The sequence below is a fragment of the Solibacillus daqui genome (genome assembly GCF_028747805.1).
GTDB classification, from domain to species: Bacteria; Bacillota; Bacilli; order Bacillales_A; family Planococcaceae; genus Solibacillus; species Solibacillus daqui.
In genome coordinates this window covers 3,224,649-3,240,362 of sequence record NZ_CP114887.1, presented here as the reverse complement: position 1 = coordinate 3,240,362, position 15,714 = coordinate 3,224,649, and the positions used below count along the sequence as shown (strand labels likewise).

13 protein-coding genes are annotated in these 15,714 nt (G+C 32.7%); 8 read left to right on the top strand and 5 right to left on the bottom strand.

Annotated elements, in window-relative coordinates:
- The first annotated feature begins 898 nt into the window (after positions 1-898).
- Both O7776_RS15950 and O7776_RS15945 read left to right on the top strand, forming a co-directional pair.
- Entirely contained in the window at positions 899-2,230 is a 1,332-nt protein-coding gene (locus O7776_RS15950) for an ATP-binding protein (RefSeq protein WP_274307946.1), read from the top strand.
- Positions 2,214-3,236, top strand: a complete 1,023-nt coding sequence (locus O7776_RS15945; protein ID WP_274307945.1) for an HNH endonuclease family protein — start codon at positions 2,214-2,216, stop codon at positions 3,234-3,236. Before O7776_RS15950 ends, O7776_RS15945 begins: the two co-directional genes overlap by 17 nt.
- A 318-nt stretch (positions 3,237-3,554) precedes the next feature.
- Here O7776_RS15945 and O7776_RS15940 read toward each other — a convergent pair whose 3' ends face one another.
- A complete protein-coding gene (locus tag O7776_RS15940; protein ID WP_274307944.1) occupies positions 3,555-4,802 on the bottom strand; it encodes an erythromycin esterase family protein in 1,248 nt (415 codons plus the stop codon).
- 108 nt (positions 4,803-4,910) lie between these two features.
- Complete coding sequence (locus O7776_RS15935) at positions 4,911-5,384, bottom strand: DNA polymerase III subunit alpha (RefSeq protein WP_274307942.1); 474 nt, start codon at positions 5,382-5,384, stop codon at positions 4,911-4,913.
- A gap of 442 nt (positions 5,385-5,826) precedes the next feature.
- Between O7776_RS15935 and O7776_RS15930 the strand changes: the two genes are divergently transcribed.
- Positions 5,827-6,138, top strand: a complete 312-nt coding sequence (locus O7776_RS15930; protein WP_274307941.1) for a hypothetical protein — start codon at positions 5,827-5,829, stop codon at positions 6,136-6,138.
- A 204-nt stretch (positions 6,139-6,342) separates the two neighbouring features.
- Here O7776_RS15930 and O7776_RS15925 read toward each other — a convergent pair whose 3' ends face one another.
- Positions 6,343-6,645, bottom strand: coding sequence for a YunC family protein (locus O7776_RS15925; RefSeq protein ID WP_274310527.1), 303 nt, complete (start codon positions 6,643-6,645; stop codon positions 6,343-6,345).
- Between the two features lie 916 nt (positions 6,646-7,561).
- Between O7776_RS15925 and O7776_RS15920 the strand changes: the two genes are divergently transcribed.
- Positions 7,562-7,744, top strand: a complete 183-nt coding sequence (locus O7776_RS15920; RefSeq protein WP_274307940.1) for a hypothetical protein — start codon at positions 7,562-7,564, stop codon at positions 7,742-7,744.
- A 367-nt stretch (positions 7,745-8,111) separates the two neighbouring features.
- Here the strand turns inward: O7776_RS15920 and O7776_RS15915 are convergent, their stop codons facing one another.
- Positions 8,112-9,446, bottom strand: a complete 1,335-nt coding sequence (locus O7776_RS15915) for a bifunctional diguanylate cyclase/phosphodiesterase (RefSeq protein WP_274307939.1) — start codon at positions 9,444-9,446, stop codon at positions 8,112-8,114.
- Positions 9,447-9,705: 259 nt separating this feature from the next.
- Between O7776_RS15915 and O7776_RS15910 the strand changes: the two genes are divergently transcribed.
- On the top strand, positions 9,706-10,350 hold the full coding sequence (locus tag O7776_RS15910; protein WP_274307938.1) for a response regulator transcription factor: 645 nt from the start codon (positions 9,706-9,708) through the stop codon (positions 10,348-10,350).
- Between the two features lie 14 nt (positions 10,351-10,364).
- On the top strand, positions 10,365-11,888 hold the full coding sequence (locus tag O7776_RS15905; protein WP_274307937.1) for a sensor histidine kinase: 1,524 nt from the start codon (positions 10,365-10,367) through the stop codon (positions 11,886-11,888).
- Positions 11,889-12,176: 288 nt separating this feature from the next.
- On the opposite strand, the gene O7776_RS15900 is transcribed toward O7776_RS15905, so the two are convergent.
- Positions 12,177-12,920 (bottom strand): hypothetical protein, encoded by a 744-nt coding sequence (locus O7776_RS15900; RefSeq protein WP_274307936.1) that lies wholly within the window; start codon positions 12,918-12,920, stop codon positions 12,177-12,179.
- 622 nt (positions 12,921-13,542) lie between these two features.
- Between O7776_RS15900 and O7776_RS15895 the strand changes: the two genes are divergently transcribed.
- Together O7776_RS15895 and O7776_RS15890 are read left to right on the top strand one after the other, a co-directional pair.
- A complete protein-coding gene (locus tag O7776_RS15895) occupies positions 13,543-14,697 on the top strand; it encodes a Gfo/Idh/MocA family protein (protein WP_274307935.1) in 1,155 nt (384 codons plus the stop codon).
- 15 nt (positions 14,698-14,712) lie between these two features.
- Positions 14,713-15,705, top strand: a complete 993-nt coding sequence (locus O7776_RS15890; protein WP_241370082.1) for an ABC transporter permease — start codon at positions 14,713-14,715, stop codon at positions 15,703-15,705.
- The last annotated feature ends 9 nt before the right edge of the window (positions 15,706-15,714 follow it).

Genomic DNA, 15,714 nt, shown 5'->3' with positions numbered 1-15,714 from the left:
TTTGAAGTTGAAATTTGTAATAAGGCTTATGAAAGGTCGGAAAAGTGACTATGAGCGTTCCTACGAAGCTAAATTAACAATTGGTCAAGTGTGTTTCAATGAGTACACATAGTAAGCTCAACTGTTTCTGAAGCAATTGAATAAGAGTAGTAAAGAGGTGGGATAAACTAAGTGTTTATCTCGTTTTTTATTTGAAATGAGTATAGGTACAAGGTTAAAAATCAATTATAAGTTGAATTTCATGTAAGCCACAAAAGCTATCTGTGGAGCTATAGGAACGACTGAGAGCCTTCCTTTGAGTGAGGTGGATTCATTTTTTGGTGGTAGCTGTGATCACTTCAAGAGCAGTGCTATTACTATGGTCAGGAAAAGCTTTTTTAGAAAAAGCTTCTTTTTTTTGACTATAAATAATGGTACTGCTCTTTTTATTTATAAAGGAGAGAAAGTATATGATAGCGAAATTTAATTGTAGGGTTTACAAAGAAAAAAACAATCTGTTTCTACTAACAATTTATACTGGTTACCAAGAGGGAGATGGAAATATTCTTAGAAACAAAAGTAGGTATTAATCAAACTCATTGGGTGGATCAAGTTGATAATTTTAAAAAATACCCTCAATTCGATGGTATGTACTATGAATATATAAAAGGTTTAAGGCAAATTTTACAATAGAATTTCCTATATCCAGTGCATATTTATTAAATTTAAAAGAAGGTGAAGTTAAAAGCTTTAATAAGAAAATCTAAAAACATATATATAGTATTCGGCAACTTTCAAGAAATTAAAAATAAGGCCGTCTATATAGCAAAATTAGTAGAAGAGAAATTGTATTTCTTATACATAAAAAACTTTACAGTTGAAAAATATGGTAAAATTTAGATGATTGGAGTGAGTTATTATGGAATTATTGTTTCTTCAGGTTGAGAACTACAAAATTATTGAGAACCAGAGCATAGTTTTTAAACCCTCTGGGAGTTACCCAAGTTACTATAAAGATTACTATAGCAATAATTTCACAGTATTAGTTGGTGAAAATGGACAAGGAAAAACAACACTTTTAAGTATGATTACTAACATATTTCATAATTTAGAGAGATACCACAATAGAATATTTTCTAATTTTTTTCTATTCTACAGTATTACTGTAGAAGGAAAAAAACATAGAGTATTAATTCAAAAATATGAAGAAAGTATCTATATTGCTATTAAAGATGTAATAGGTTATTCATTATTATTAGAAACAGATCCTTTTAAAAAGGGAAAATTTAATAAAGAAGATTTTAAGTATGGAGATGTAGTAACTTATGATCAAATTAAACGATTTTTGCCTTCAAAAATAATAGGTAGTGTATTCTCCTTCCACGGCGAATATCCTTTTGAAAGACCGAGAACTTATATTGGTGAAAAAAGAGTAAGCATTTACGACATATCTAAAATATATGGAGCAAATCATTATAGTTTTAATTCTATTTCAAATGGGATAGCAAATTTTATTGAAATCTTTAAAGAAGATAAGGAATCTTTAGTAAATGTTTTTGAAATATTTAATTTGACTTTTGAAAATAAAGTACGTGTGTATGATTTGGATTATAGTGGCGATTCAGTTATATCAGAGTATATGGATGCAGAAGGATGGGTAGAAATTAATGGAATAACCTTTGACCTATTAATGCATAAACAAGCCAATGGGGAACTCTATTTAAATGATTTAAGTTTTATTAAAAATGGAGTACATGTCAACCTGAGAAATATGAGTTCGGGTGAAAAAATGTTTTTTGTTCGCATATTATCAATTCTTACAGAAATCGAAGACAATTCTATAATTGTAATCGAGGAACCAGAGTTACATTTAAATCCTGCGTGGACAAAACAAATAATTACTATCTTAAATTATTTTTTTAAGAAATATAATGTGCATTTTCTTATTTCGACACATAACTATACTTTTATAAATACTTTATTTCCAGAAAATATTATTACAGTTCAAAATGGTACATTTAGAAATTTACCACAAAGTACAAAAACGTTTTTAGCAAGCGAAGCGGAAATAAATAGTATATTTTTTACTAACACATATAATAACAATTACACAGAAGCAATCGTATCTGAAAAAGTTGCAAATGGTACAGTTGATGAATTAAAAGAGATTTTCGATTATTTAGGCGAATCTTATATGAGATTCAAAGTATTTAACGAAATGTTGAGGAAAAATAATGTGGAAAGTAACTAACGATGTTAATTATATTTTTTTAAACGCTTTTAAAACTAACGTAATAACAAAAATTCTTAAAATTTTATTAGAATTGTCTGGAAAAACAGTCAACTATAATACTGATTTTTGGCAGAATACAAATACATATGCAATATTATCTTCTGATAAAAAAGATTTGATTGATTATATAATGGAATTAAAATCAAATGGCATTAAATTGAAGGGAAATATAAAGGAACTATTAGTTACACAGGATAAAAGTAATATAAAGAGGATTGTTAAAATATATATTTATCAAAATAAAAATATAGAATTGAAGAATTATAATATTATTGAAGAAACTTTACCAAATGAAGTTAAAATTTTATTTGTTGATTTTTATTACAATAAGTTATTTGTAGACATGAACATATGGAGAATGTTAAATATGTCTAATTATAACCGTTCATCTTTCCATGAGAATTTTAAAAAAGAAAACGAGCTGTCTGTATGTCCTTATTGCGATTTAGATACAGTAGTAGTTAATTCAAATAATAATATTGAGCACTTTTTTCCGAAATCGAAGTTCCCTTTACTTTCAATGAATCCATATAATTTGATTTCTTCTTGTATAGCTTGTAATAAAGCACATGAAGGTAAAGGTGATGTAACACCACAATATCCTATTACTATGCCTTATAAAGAAGAAATTAGTAATGCTATAAGTTTTGATGTAGACTTTTTCAATCAAAAAATTTCTTTAATAAATGATGGTACTATAAAACACGAAAATTTTATAACATTGCTTAAATTAAGGAATAGATATGAATCCGATGCAGTGTTTAATTCGTTAGATAAAAAAGCTAAAAATTTATTTGAATTATATTCAGTAAATGACTCAATAGATATTGACACACTGTTAAAGTATCTGAGAATAAAGGCTAAAGATGAAAATTTAATTATAGCTTTAAGTCATTTAATTGAAAAATACCCGCAATATAAATCATACTTGCAAAATGTCCCCGTAAATAATTCAAGTATTTAAGGTCAAAAACATGTTCAAAATGGTCAGGATGGCTATAAACCCTTGATATAACTGCATTCCGCGACGACAGGGCATACCCCCGCCATCTTCATAAAAATTGGCTGTAAATGCAGTCATATCAACATTTTAAAGACTAGGGATTTTAAACAGGAGTTGAACTCTTAGGCAATATCCCTTTTCTATGTGACTGTGCCTAGTACTGGTACTTTTATTAAATATATATAAATACTATAAAAAGGTGAAGGTTGAACACTTGGATGATCGCAACGAAACGCCCCAAAAGTAGACGGTACTTCTGAGGTGTTGCTTACTTTATTGTCATTGTTGTAAAGGATTTAAAGCGTTCGTTTGATCGATGTAAATAAATGCATCGTACCTGCTACCAACTCTGGAAGGAACGTAATTTCCGTAGGCTTCGAACGCGGGATTATACACAACGCCAATCGCACGGTGACCAATCCAATCATTAAATAACTCTCTATTTTCATCATTAAATAATAATACTTTATCTTCTGGACTTGCTGCATGGAGTTGGCCTTCCCATTTGCTTAGTATTGCTGGTGGAACTTTTATGATTTTAAAAGGGTCCCCCCAACTATCTGCAGCAATCACAGTGCCTTCATACGTGCCAAAACCAATTGCATAGGTGTTTTCCTTCCCACATTGCTCTCGAATAACTTGACCGACATTTATCATTTGCTCATTTTTCATTGATGTTTCAGAAGCATCACCAATATGTGTGTTATGCTCCCAAACGATGATCTTTGTTTCTTCTCCGTAATATTTGCGTAATTCATGAATCGCTTCCACCATATGATAATCGCGCGTATTCCACGATTTTTCATCTGACATCATCTTTCGGTAGTACGCTTCTGCATTTTTGGCTACGAGTGCATTCATCACGACATTTAAATCTTCTTCCTGCCTACTCGAATAAAGTTCTTCATGATTACGTAATGAGTGTAATAAGGAAGCTACTTCGCTAATACATTCATCAGAAAATTGAGCTGTGGAAAGGGCGTAATGCTCTGGCATACGATTGTACGGTTCAAAGCAAGTAAAAGCCTTTTTTGCATGCTCTAAATCAACCTGATATTGAGGCTTATTCGATAAGAATTTTAATACTTCATCAATTGATTCGAATAGGCTATATAAATCTATGCCATAAAAGCCTACTTTTTGTTCGCGATTTCTATTGATCTCTTTTAGCCATTCAGTAAAGGTTGCGACTTCTTCATTTGCCCACATCCATGTTGGCCAACGATGGAAAGCTTTCATTAAAACATCTTTTATGGTTTCACCTTCCACACTGTAGCCCTTTACATATCGGTTCACTGTTTGAGCGGATGGCCAATCTCCTTCTACTGCAATCAGTTGAAATCCTTTTTGTTCAATTAACTTTTTTGAGAGCTCAGCACGAATTTTATAAAATTCTGATGTTCCGTGGGACGCTTCGCCTATCATCACAATTTTTGCGTCTCCAATTGCCTCCACAATTTTATTTAAACTTGCATCACTTAATGGCAGGGAATGTTCGGAAATAGCCTGAATTAATTTTTTTGTCATGAGAAACTCCTTTTGAAAATGGATGTTTCATTATTATTAACAAATTAATGTATTGTTATAAAACAAATTTTGGAAATACCTCTTTAAAGAGTGGGTGGGTTGTACCGCTTATATAATTCCAAAAGCATTATCTATTCTATTCGCTATAACTGAAATATCTTCATTAACGAATTTGAACGTATCTCTAATTTTTACATAACTTTCAACAGCTTGTCCTAAATGCTCATCTTCTTCTAGTATATCTTCTAAATCTTCACAATCGTAACTATCAGAATGATAATCATAAAAACAATTTTCTACCTCACTACCAATGCCCTTTTCTTCAAAATATTTAGCCATTTTCTGCATTACATCATATAATTTTTTATCAGAAAAATATTTATACAAATTGCCATCATCCATCTCAATATATAAAAATTTGAAATAATACTCACTCCAAAGTTCATTGCTATTAATAAGAAATATGAAAAGAAATCTTTCCTCTTCCGTATCATTTCTATAATATATCCCATCAGAATTTAACTCATATCTATTAATCCCTTTTAGAATAATCCTTTTGTTTTCTAGTACTATAACACTCATTTAATAATCATCCTTTTTACACTGATTTATAAATTATGAGTATTCTAACCTAAAAAGGGTTTTCTTAGTCTTTTTTTAAAATTTAGATATGCCGAATTTGACTAGCACAACTTTCGGAGTTAATTCCACCCTCTAAACCCTTATAACTTGGCAGACACCTTTCTTTTTTTGAAGAAATAGCAGCAATTGTCCTACCCTTGCCTTTAAGTTCGCAATATTCTATATTAAAACGATGTAAAAACGTGATTGAATTGTTAATTATATTAAAAAAGGTGCTTATTTCATTGAATTTGGAATATAGTAATCGATAAATAGAGTAAGGAGAAGTAAGACCAATAAAACAAATGAGGCGAGAGGGGCGTGTAGGAAAGCGGAGTGATTGGTATTTCTCTGTAAGTGAAAGACCGTTTATGAGTATATTCGAGAAAAGGATGAGGATAATATGAATCAAATTTTCAAAAAAGATGAGTTTATTATTATTCCTTTTAATAAAGGGCGAAAGCAAGAATTTATGGTCGTCAATACGAAGAAGGAGTTTAAAAATGGACATACGCACTTGAAGTCTTTTAAGATGGCCAAGTATTTAATTAATCTTGCGCGATGCCAAAAAATCAATTCCGGATTGAGACCATATTTATTAACAAGCCTTACAAGAATATCAACAAATCATGAATATATTCAGAAATTAGAAGAGCTTCTAGCCGTAAAGAGAAGTAAAGGGAACAAAGCTTCTTATTATAATAAAGCGATTTAAATATACAAATGTGATTGTACCTAGAAATAGGCAATGAAAAATATATAGACCGCTTTTTCGAGAAATTGAAAGAGCGGTTTTTTGCAAGAAAGAATATTGTATCTAGATGCCAGTCATCTTTTGCACAGGAAAATTTGCTGGTAAAAGCTTGTTAGGGATGGATCTCATTTTCCCTGAAATTACGTATTTGGCTATGAATCCAATTTAAATCATTTTTAATAACGCTTCTTCGCCAGTCATACCTTCTTCGATGCCGCACGCTTTCGCTTCGTATGTGATAGATTCTAATTGCGCTTTTAATAAGTCATCGATTGTTCTTACACCAACCGCACGACCGGCAATGATTTTGCGATCGGCTAATTTTTCATTTAACAGTCCGACATCCAATGCACCACACATAATGTATCCACGTTCATTCGAAATCGTTAGCAATGTTGTTTTAGGTAAATGAACGGTAACAGCTGTAAATAAATAACCTTGAAGATCAATTGTTTCAGTATATACGATAACCTTCTCCCCCTTTTATATAAATCATATGAATCAATTAGAAATAGGTACTTGTTTTGGACGAAATTATGTGGTTTGTTTCAATTTTAATCAAACTAATTAAGATGAGCTGCTAAACGTTGATATAACAACGTTCTTGGAGATTTCGGTCAAAACTCCCGCCATCCCTATACATATGAAACAAATACGTTTCGTAAAGTGTCGAAATCCTTGATATATAAGCGTTATGCACTTTTTATAATTTCAAAGTACACCGAATTTTAAATTTTTTTGATCCTTATCATGAAAGCCCGAGATATAAAAAATAGCACACTGGCATATCTTATTTCTTACTAACGCTTGATTTTGCTACTGAGTAAAAAAATTTGCGCATTTTTCAAATCAGTTTTTTGCTATTTGTCTAAATCGATATACGACTTAAATATAAATAAGTGACAAACGCCTTTTTTTGCATCTGATAGCGCTTATTTTTAAATAAGTTGTATATCAAATTCACCATATCACGAATATACTAAAAAATAGGTAAGGCAAATTTTTTTACAAATGCTTTTTAAATTTGATTTAGCCTGTAACGACGGCTTTTTCATGCATTGAACAATAAGTGATTGTTTATTTTCTCAGAGTGTTACTGTCTATTTTCCACTTTAAAAAATGCGTTTTCGTTCAATAAACAGCTTTTTTCTTATATAATGAGTGCTTTTTAAATTGAAAAATTATTTATAAGGGTATGATGACCATCCTGAAACTTCAAGTAACATAGGAAAATTGGGTACGATTAACGGCAGTGTTGAATCATTGATAGTAGCCTTTCAAGTTGATCAAAAAGAACGCGCTGTATCGGAACGGGTAGCAAAGGTTGAAGGGTCTGTTAGCTCGGCGGATAAACGATTAGATCGATTGGGAGGAGAATAGTGGAATGAGAATCAAACTAATAGCACTTATAGAAGTGCGGAAAATCATTACATTGTTATTTGCTTTCGTATTTGCTTATTTAGCGGTTTCTGGAAGAATTCCGGTAGAGTATACACTATCCATTTTAACGATGGTATTTGGTTATTATTTTGGTAAATCAACTGCACAGGATGGTAGTAGCAAATGATTACGATTATTTCCCCAGGTCACACAGATCACGAACCGGAGCACAAGGGTTAATTGACGAAGGTACTTGAGCTATTAAAGTTTCAAGACGTAAAGCGGGCATCATTACAAATTTTTATTGAATGTAATATTAGTAAATCGCAATGCGTACGATCTAATACGTAAAGCAGTAGCAGATGGAGTATTTACTTCACCACATGATAATGTTGAAAATTACGCAACAAGTTAATTATTAGAGTATGTACTCATTTATATTGAGCGTACACGTGAATAATTTTAAGCCCGTCATTACTGTTTATCGCAGTAGTGGCGAGCTTTTTTGCGTTTATACATGTGTCCAAGTTCGACAATGGATAATACTCCATGTTTCATTTCATTGTTGAAAGAAAGACTTTTTTCAAGTGATCAAACGAAATCGGTTTACTAAATAAAAACCCTTGGAATGAATCGCATTTCATCTTCTTTAATAATTGTAGTTGCTTTTCTGTTTCAACACCTTCAGCGACAATATTTAAGTTCAGTTGATGACCGAGCGTTATCATCATTTTAACTATTTTTTGACTAGTCTCATCCATTTCTAAGTTTGATATAAAGCTACGATCAATCTTTATTTCATCAATTTTTAATTCTTTCAAATACTTTAAGGAAGAATAAGAAGTGCCAAAATCATCTATGGATAATTTTATTCCAGTTGCCCTTAGGCGATTGACTGTATCGACATTTTCTTGGTGAATAAGAAACCGTTCAGTTACTTCAAGAGTTAGATTTTTTGGTTGGAGCGACATCCTTTCTAAAAGCTCTGCCACCATTTCGGGAAAACGAGGATTGTCAAATTGTTGGGCAGAAATATTAACAGAAAGGCTTAAATCAGGCCAACCATATTGATGTAACTTTTTCAATTTATAAATAGATTGAGTTAAAACCCATTTTTCTATGTTAAGAATAAATCCTGTTTCCTCAGCAACAGGTAGAAAAGAGGCTGGTGACAATAATCCTAAATGAGGATGATTCCAACGAATAAGTGCTTCGACAGCTAGTAATTGTTCGTTTACACCAAAGAAGGGTTGAAAATATACCTCAAATTCTTCATTTTCTAAGGCTGTATATAATTCAGTTAATACTTTTTCGTTTTTTTCTTTTAAACGATTATCTATTTCAAATGAATAAAGGGGAGTACAATTACTGTTATTTGAAATCTCTATGGCCATAGAGGCTAGTTTGCTATAAAAATCGACGGCATGTAACGTTTTTTCAACTGGATTTCCTAACTCTCTACTATAAATTGCAATTGTTCCTAATAATTCATTTTTTGAAGAGAGAAGAGGTGTTGAAAAACAAGCACGAAATCCATGTACAATTGCATTATTTCGTTGTTTTTCCAAAATAGGATTATTTTCAATATCTGATACGATAACCGGTTGTTTTAAATAGGCAGCAGCTCCACATGAACCTCCATAAGGACTGACTTCTACTGGTTCCATAGAATTTATAAAGTTTGTAGGGAGAGAGGAACTCACGGTTTCCCCTAATTGATCTAGTGTGGGATTGTACAACATGATGGCCCCATACAGACTAAAAGGATCGCACGAATTTTCAATGCTATTCACAATAAAATTTAGTATTTTAATTAATGGCATACCGGATGAAATCATATGGATAATAGTTGTTTGATTCTCAAATAAGGATTTCTGAACTGTGATCATCAATTTCCCTCTTTTCAAAAAAGTTATGAATTTGTCGGAGTATTCTTATTTACTATTATTACAATTAATAACAACTATCACTATAAGGGAAAGCCCTATGCGTTAAATATAAAAATCCCTATACTTTACTAGTTCATTCCCTAAATTGTGTGGGTATTTACCTTATTATGTAAATTTATTCAAAAATACCTATGTTTAACCAATATATATGATAAATATGGTATAGTATTTTAGAGATTCTAATTTAGGAGGTGCAAGTATGATTTCAGTATTGCTTGCCGACGATCATGCCATTGTACGCTCGGGAATTAAACATATGATTAATAGTCAAACGGATATGAAGGTAATAGATGAAGCAGAGAACGGAGAAGAAGCCGTTCATAAAGCATTAGAAATAACCCCTGATGTAATCATCATGGATTTAAATATGCCAAAGAAGAGCGGTCTTGTAGCAACAAAACAAATAAATGAAGCGAATAATAAGGTGAAGATCATCGTTTTGACGATGCATGAAGGTAAGGAATATCTATTCCACGCATTGCAGGCGGGGGCTTCTAGCTACTTATTAAAAAGTTATCATGAAAATGATTTATTAGAAGCGATTCGGACAGTTTACCGCGGAGAAGCTTATTTATATCCTAATGCTACAAAACTTTTATTAGAAGAATATATGAAAAAATCAGTTGATAATGAGAGTAACTTGCAAAAATTAACGGGCCGCGAACAAGAGGTATTATCTTATTTGGCTAAGGGTTATACCAATCGGGAAATAGGGGAGATGTTGTTTCTTTCAATAAAGACGATAGAATCCCATAGATCGAAAATTATGGATAAATTACAACTAAAAACACGTCCAGATTTAGTGGAATTTGCAGTAAAAAATGGCTATTTAGATTTTGATTAAGGGAGCACAAGCAGATGGCAGCTTTAAAGAAACAAGAAATTAACTTTATAATTTTTTCAATCTTTGCATTACTTTTGCTGTTCCGATTTCAAATGGCACACATATCTGCAGATGTAGATGATCATTTTTTATTACTACATACAATGCTTGAGTTATTTAGTATATTTGTTTCTTTTTCTTTATTTGTACAGGCATGGATAACTTACTCTACCCATCGACTTAAATCCCAATATTTTATTGGGTTAGTTTTTCTAGCGGTAGGCTGTTTTGATTTAGCTCATACTTTTACTTATAAGGGAATGCCCTTTATTAACGATGAGTTTTCTGCTACCCGTGCCACATGGTTTTGGATTGTAGCACGATTAATAGAAAGTATTGGCGTTGCTCTGTTTGTCTTTAGACCAAACCAAATGCTATTTATTAAACGTGGTTGGGGTCTCTGTGTAACCGTCCTAATTGTGAGTATTTGTACAACGATTATTCTTACAATACCAGAACAACTTCCGGTCCTACTTAATGAACAAGGGGTTACAGGTCTTAAGGTTTCGCTTGAGTATGTAATAAGTACAACTATTTTTATTACATTTATTATTTTATTAACAAGATATATAAAAGAGTCACAACCAACTATCGATTTGCTCCGCATGATTTTTGCCTTATTTATCATGATGGTGGGGGAGCTCTTTTTTACCCTTTATACGCATGTGTACGCGATTGAAAATTTATTAGGGCATTGTTTCAAATTTATTGCATACATTTATATTTATCGTGCGATCTATTTCCCTGAGATTCAGCAGATTTTAACTGACAAAGAAAATGCGGAAAAGCAACAAATGGATGCAGAGCTGAAGTTATATGAGGCTGAAAAAAACTTATCCAGACAAGTGTTTGAAGCACATGAAGAGGAAAGAAAGCGTGTATCTAGAGAGTTACATGATAGTCTCGGTCAATCCCTATTTAGTATTTTAGTTACTTTAAATACTGTAAATAAAGATCAATCCGTAGAAAAGAATGAAGAAAGCGTTCAAACTATAAAGATGATGACACAAGAGGCAATGAAGGAAGTAAAAGAAATTGCACGTTCATTAAGGCCAAGTGCATTAGATGATTTAGGGTTTATTCCAGCTATGAGGTCCTATCTTGAAACATACAAACAGATTCATAATATCTCAATTCAATTTGAAATAAAAAGGGGAGTTGGGAGGTTAAAGCAAGAAATTGAAACAGCTCTTTATCGAATTTGCCAAGAAGCACTAAATAATACAGCAAAATACGCGAAAGCAAGCGAAGTCTATGTATCTCTTAATATGGGTGAGGATTCAGTAAATTTGACAATTAAAGATAATGGCATCGGATTTTGCGTAGAGGATTATTTAAAAAACGCACAGCGAAAAGGTATTGGTTTATATAGTATAAAGGAGCGAGCAGAAGGGGTAGGTGGTTCTGCGCAGTTTCATTCTAAAGCAAATGAGGGAACGACGATCGAAATTTTTGTCCCGAGAAATGTGGATGAAAAAGTTGAACCTTTAACTTGCTGAAGCAAGTTAAAGCCCCCGGCGGATGTCACAGATTTTTAGAGGAGTTAATTTAGGGTGTTAGCCTAAGTCCGTCGCATCCATGCGACAACGGCTAACTAACCTGCATCGTGCAGGGCCTAAGCTCGGAAAAAATCTGGACAAGGGTTAGCCTAGGCGTAATTGATTATTATCGTAAGACATTACTCTTTTGTAGAAGACATCGTTCTAAGTCTTCTACAAAGGAGTTTTTATTTTTATTGGATAGGCAGTAACGCAGCTCTTTAGGAACGCGTCGATTTTTTGTTAGTGTTATCTAATTGTTTGTAGAACTAGATTAAATGTACTTTCATTTTTCTCTAGAATCTCAACGTCTTCTATGCTGTCGACTAATTCTTTAAATAGTTGATAGTTAGAAGAGTGGTTTAGTCGTTCTACTAAAGCCTCTCCTACAAATGTGATAACGATTCGACCATCCTTTTCATTAATAGTGACACTTAATGAGACAACAGTATTAAGGTTGTCAATAATTTGAATCAAATGTTGGATGAATCGAAATATATGAATCTCTACTTTATGGGGCTGCCTTTTTAGCGTTCCTTTAAAGTCAATGTCAATTGTTATGTTCTTACCATCTTTAAATAGTTCATAGTAAGATTTAATAGCCCCGTAAGGTCCCAAATCCTGCATACATAAGGGATATACACTAATAGAAGCTTTTTTTAAATAGTTTAATTGTTTTTCAATTTCTTTTTTTAGTGAAGCTAAATAATTTTTTGCAGAGTCTGATTGGGCTTCCTGGTCTAACGTACGGATTCCTAATAAAGAGCTATATAAAATTTGTTCAAGTGGATCCAAAGTTTCTTGAGCCAATTGATACTTTTTATTTTCATGGAAATCCCAAATTCGATTAATCATCTCATTTTTTTGATTGAACAACTGTAAGAGTTCTTCATAGTCATCTAAAATCTTAATTGTTAATTCAGATTCATTAGCGCTGATTTTGGATCGATAATCTTGAATTAGTGGTTGAATGTCACCAATACGGTTCATCACTATGTACACTCACACCCGTCATGTTATTTTCATTTCACGTTCACATTATCTCGCTATTATATGGCGATTATCAATAGGGGTTTTCCCTATATTTTCGGAAAACTCTTCTAATTTGAACTATTTTGTAAAAACCCTAGTGAGATTCCATGTTTTATTAGTTAATGGAAGAAAGCCTATTCGAGAAATTAAAGCAAAATCTAAATAAAGTAATCGAACATGCAAAGTCGGCAACTACGGAATTGGTGATTTGAAAACTTGAGCAGAAAAAACAACTAAAAAAATATTTTTTTTTTTTAGTTAATTATGGATTTTATAGTGAATGGGTCAAGTTGCAATTGGAATACTTTAAATATTGAATTTGCCAATGGGATAACTAAATATATGATCGAAAAGTATGATATTTTCTGCAAAATTGCACTTATTATTTATATTGACATGGTTAGAGGCAGAATTATATATTAATAAAAACGTAATTATCGCAATTTTCGTTAAATTGTTTATCCTAACTTGTACCTACAACGTGTTAATGTGTGGTTGTGATGTTACTGGTGTGATGAGCGGTTACAAATTTGTAACCGTTTTCTTAAAGAGATATAGATGTGTATAAAAAGGGGGAGAAATAATGAAGAAAGTACGTATTGGAGTAATAGGAGCTGGACTAAGAGGTGGGTTAGCCCTATATTGGCATAAGCCTGATGGGGAATCAGAGATTGTTGCTTTGGCAGATATTTCTCAAGAGCGCTTAGATAAATTTCAGGAAAAATTCGAAACTCCTTTATTTTTAACGAAAGATTATCAGGAATTATTAAAGAGAGACGATATTGATGCTATTGCTGTTCTATCGCCAGACTACCTACACGAAGAACATATAATTGCTTGTTTAAAAGCAGGGAAGCATGTATATGCTGAAAAGCCTTTAGCTATTACAGTAGAGGGCTGCGATAGAATTCTAGATGCTTGGAAGAGTTCAGGTAAGCACTTAATGGTCGGTTTCAACATGCGCTATATGAGCATGTATCAAACGATGAAAGGTTTAATCGATTCAGGTGCTATTGGGGATTTAAAAGCTATTTGGGTACGTCACTTCGTTGGGTTTGGCGGATATTTCTACTATCATGACTGGCATGGTAACTCAAAAAATACGACATCTCTTTTACTACAAAAGGGGTCACATGATTTAGATGTTATTCACTGGATTTCTGGTAAGTATGCGACAAAGGTTTCTGCGTTTGGGAGCTTAGATTATTACGGTGGCGATAAACCAAATACGTTAACATGTCCTACATGTGACCAAAAGAATACATGTCCAGAATATGTTCCTCATACGTTTACAGAATGTGCGTTCCGTGAAGAGATTGATGTTGAAGACAACAACATGCTTATTATGGAACTAGAGGGCGGTATTAAAGCTTCGTATTTACAATGTCACTTCACGCCAGATTATTCGAGAAACTATACATTTATCGGTACAAAAGGTCGTATCGAAAATGATGATGTTAACAATAAAATCTACTTAAAAACACGTAAATCAAACTCTTGGGAAGAGCTAAGCGATGTTGTCTATGAAATGAAACCAGAAGAAGGTAGTCATGGCGGGGCAGATCCTAAAATTGCGCAAGACTTTGTGGAGCTCATTCTTTACAATAAAGAGCCATTAACTACTCCATTTGCAGGTCGTATGAGTGTTGCGGTTGGTTGTGCTGCAGCAGATTCACTCCGTAGTGGAGGGAAAGTTGTTGAAATTTCTCAAGAGTCTACTATTCTTTCACATAAATAAATAGGAGGTGTAAGTATGACGCTTGCGAATAAACCAACTTTGGAAGAAAGCTCTGCAAAAGAAACAAAAATCTCCAATAAAAAGCAAAGAGAAAAGAAAAATCACTGGGCAGAGTGGAAAAAATCGCTTAGGAAAAATTGGGAGCTCTACTTATTGTTAGTTCCTGTCATTCTTTATTTTGTAGTGTTTCATTACTATCCACTTTACGGTTTACAAATCGCTTTCAAAGATTTCATCGCAACAAAGGGAATTGCTGATAGTCCATGGGTAGGTTTTAAGCACTTTGAACGTTTCTTTGATAGTTATTATTTTTGGAGACTAATAAAAAATACGGTTGGCATCGGAGTATTTACATTACTAGTAGCATTCCCTGTGCCAATTATTATTGCTTTATTATTAAACGAGGTAAAAAGTTTACGTTATAAAAAGTTTGTACAGACGGTGATCTATGCACCGCACTTTTTATCAACAGTAGTAGTTGTAGGTATGTTGCTATTGTTCTTAAAACCAGATGGAATGATTAACCAAGTAATCATGTTGTTTGGTGGTAACCCGATTGACTTTATTACAGAACCTGCATGGTTTAAATCGATTTATGTATTATCAGACGTATGGCAAACAATGGGCTGGAGTTCGATTATTTACATAGCCGCATTAGCAGCAGTTGATCCAGCACAGCATGAAGCGGCTATGATTGATGGTGCTTCTAAATTCAAGCGTATTATTCATATCAATATTCCTGCGATTATGCCAACGATTGTCATATTATTTATTTTGAATATGGGTTCAGTTATGGCAGTAGGCTTTGAAAAGGTATTTTTAATGCAAAATGACTTGAACATTTCGACATCAGATGTTATTTCAACATTTGTTTATCGCAGTGGGATTTTAGAAGCACAGTACAGCTTTTCAGCAGCAGTAGGTTTATTCAACTCAATCATAAACTTTGTCCTTCTCATTATGGTGAATAAGATAGCTAAAAAAGTTAGTGACACAAGTTTATGGTAAAGGGGTGGT

Excerpts from the sequence above, each read along its gene's own strand:
- O7776_RS15950 (WP_274307946.1), top strand. The coding sequence starts at position 899 with ATGGAATTATTGTTTCTTCAGGTTGAGAACTACAAAATTATTGAGAAC.
- O7776_RS15945 (WP_274307945.1), top strand. The coding sequence starts at position 2,214 with ATGTGGAAAGTAACTAACGATGTTAATTATATTTTTTTAAACGCTTTT.
- O7776_RS15940 (WP_274307944.1), bottom strand. The coding sequence starts at position 4,802 with ATGACAAAAAAATTAATTCAGGCTATTTCCGAACATTCCCTGCCATTA.
- O7776_RS15935 (WP_274307942.1), bottom strand. The coding sequence starts at position 5,384 with ATGAGTGTTATAGTACTAGAAAACAAAAGGATTATTCTAAAAGGGATT.
- O7776_RS15930 (WP_274307941.1), top strand. The coding sequence starts at position 5,827 with ATGAATCAAATTTTCAAAAAAGATGAGTTTATTATTATTCCTTTTAAT.
- O7776_RS15920 (WP_274307940.1), top strand. The coding sequence starts at position 7,562 with ATGAGAATCAAACTAATAGCACTTATAGAAGTGCGGAAAATCATTACA.
- O7776_RS15915 (WP_274307939.1), bottom strand. The coding sequence starts at position 9,446 with ATGATCACAGTTCAGAAATCCTTATTTGAGAATCAAACAACTATTATC.
- O7776_RS15910 (WP_274307938.1), top strand. The coding sequence starts at position 9,706 with ATGATTTCAGTATTGCTTGCCGACGATCATGCCATTGTACGCTCGGGA.
- O7776_RS15905 (WP_274307937.1), top strand. The coding sequence starts at position 10,365 with ATGGCAGCTTTAAAGAAACAAGAAATTAACTTTATAATTTTTTCAATC.
- O7776_RS15895 (WP_274307935.1), top strand. The coding sequence starts at position 13,543 with ATGAAGAAAGTACGTATTGGAGTAATAGGAGCTGGACTAAGAGGTGGG.
- O7776_RS15890 (WP_241370082.1), top strand. The coding sequence starts at position 14,713 with ATGACGCTTGCGAATAAACCAACTTTGGAAGAAAGCTCTGCAAAAGAA.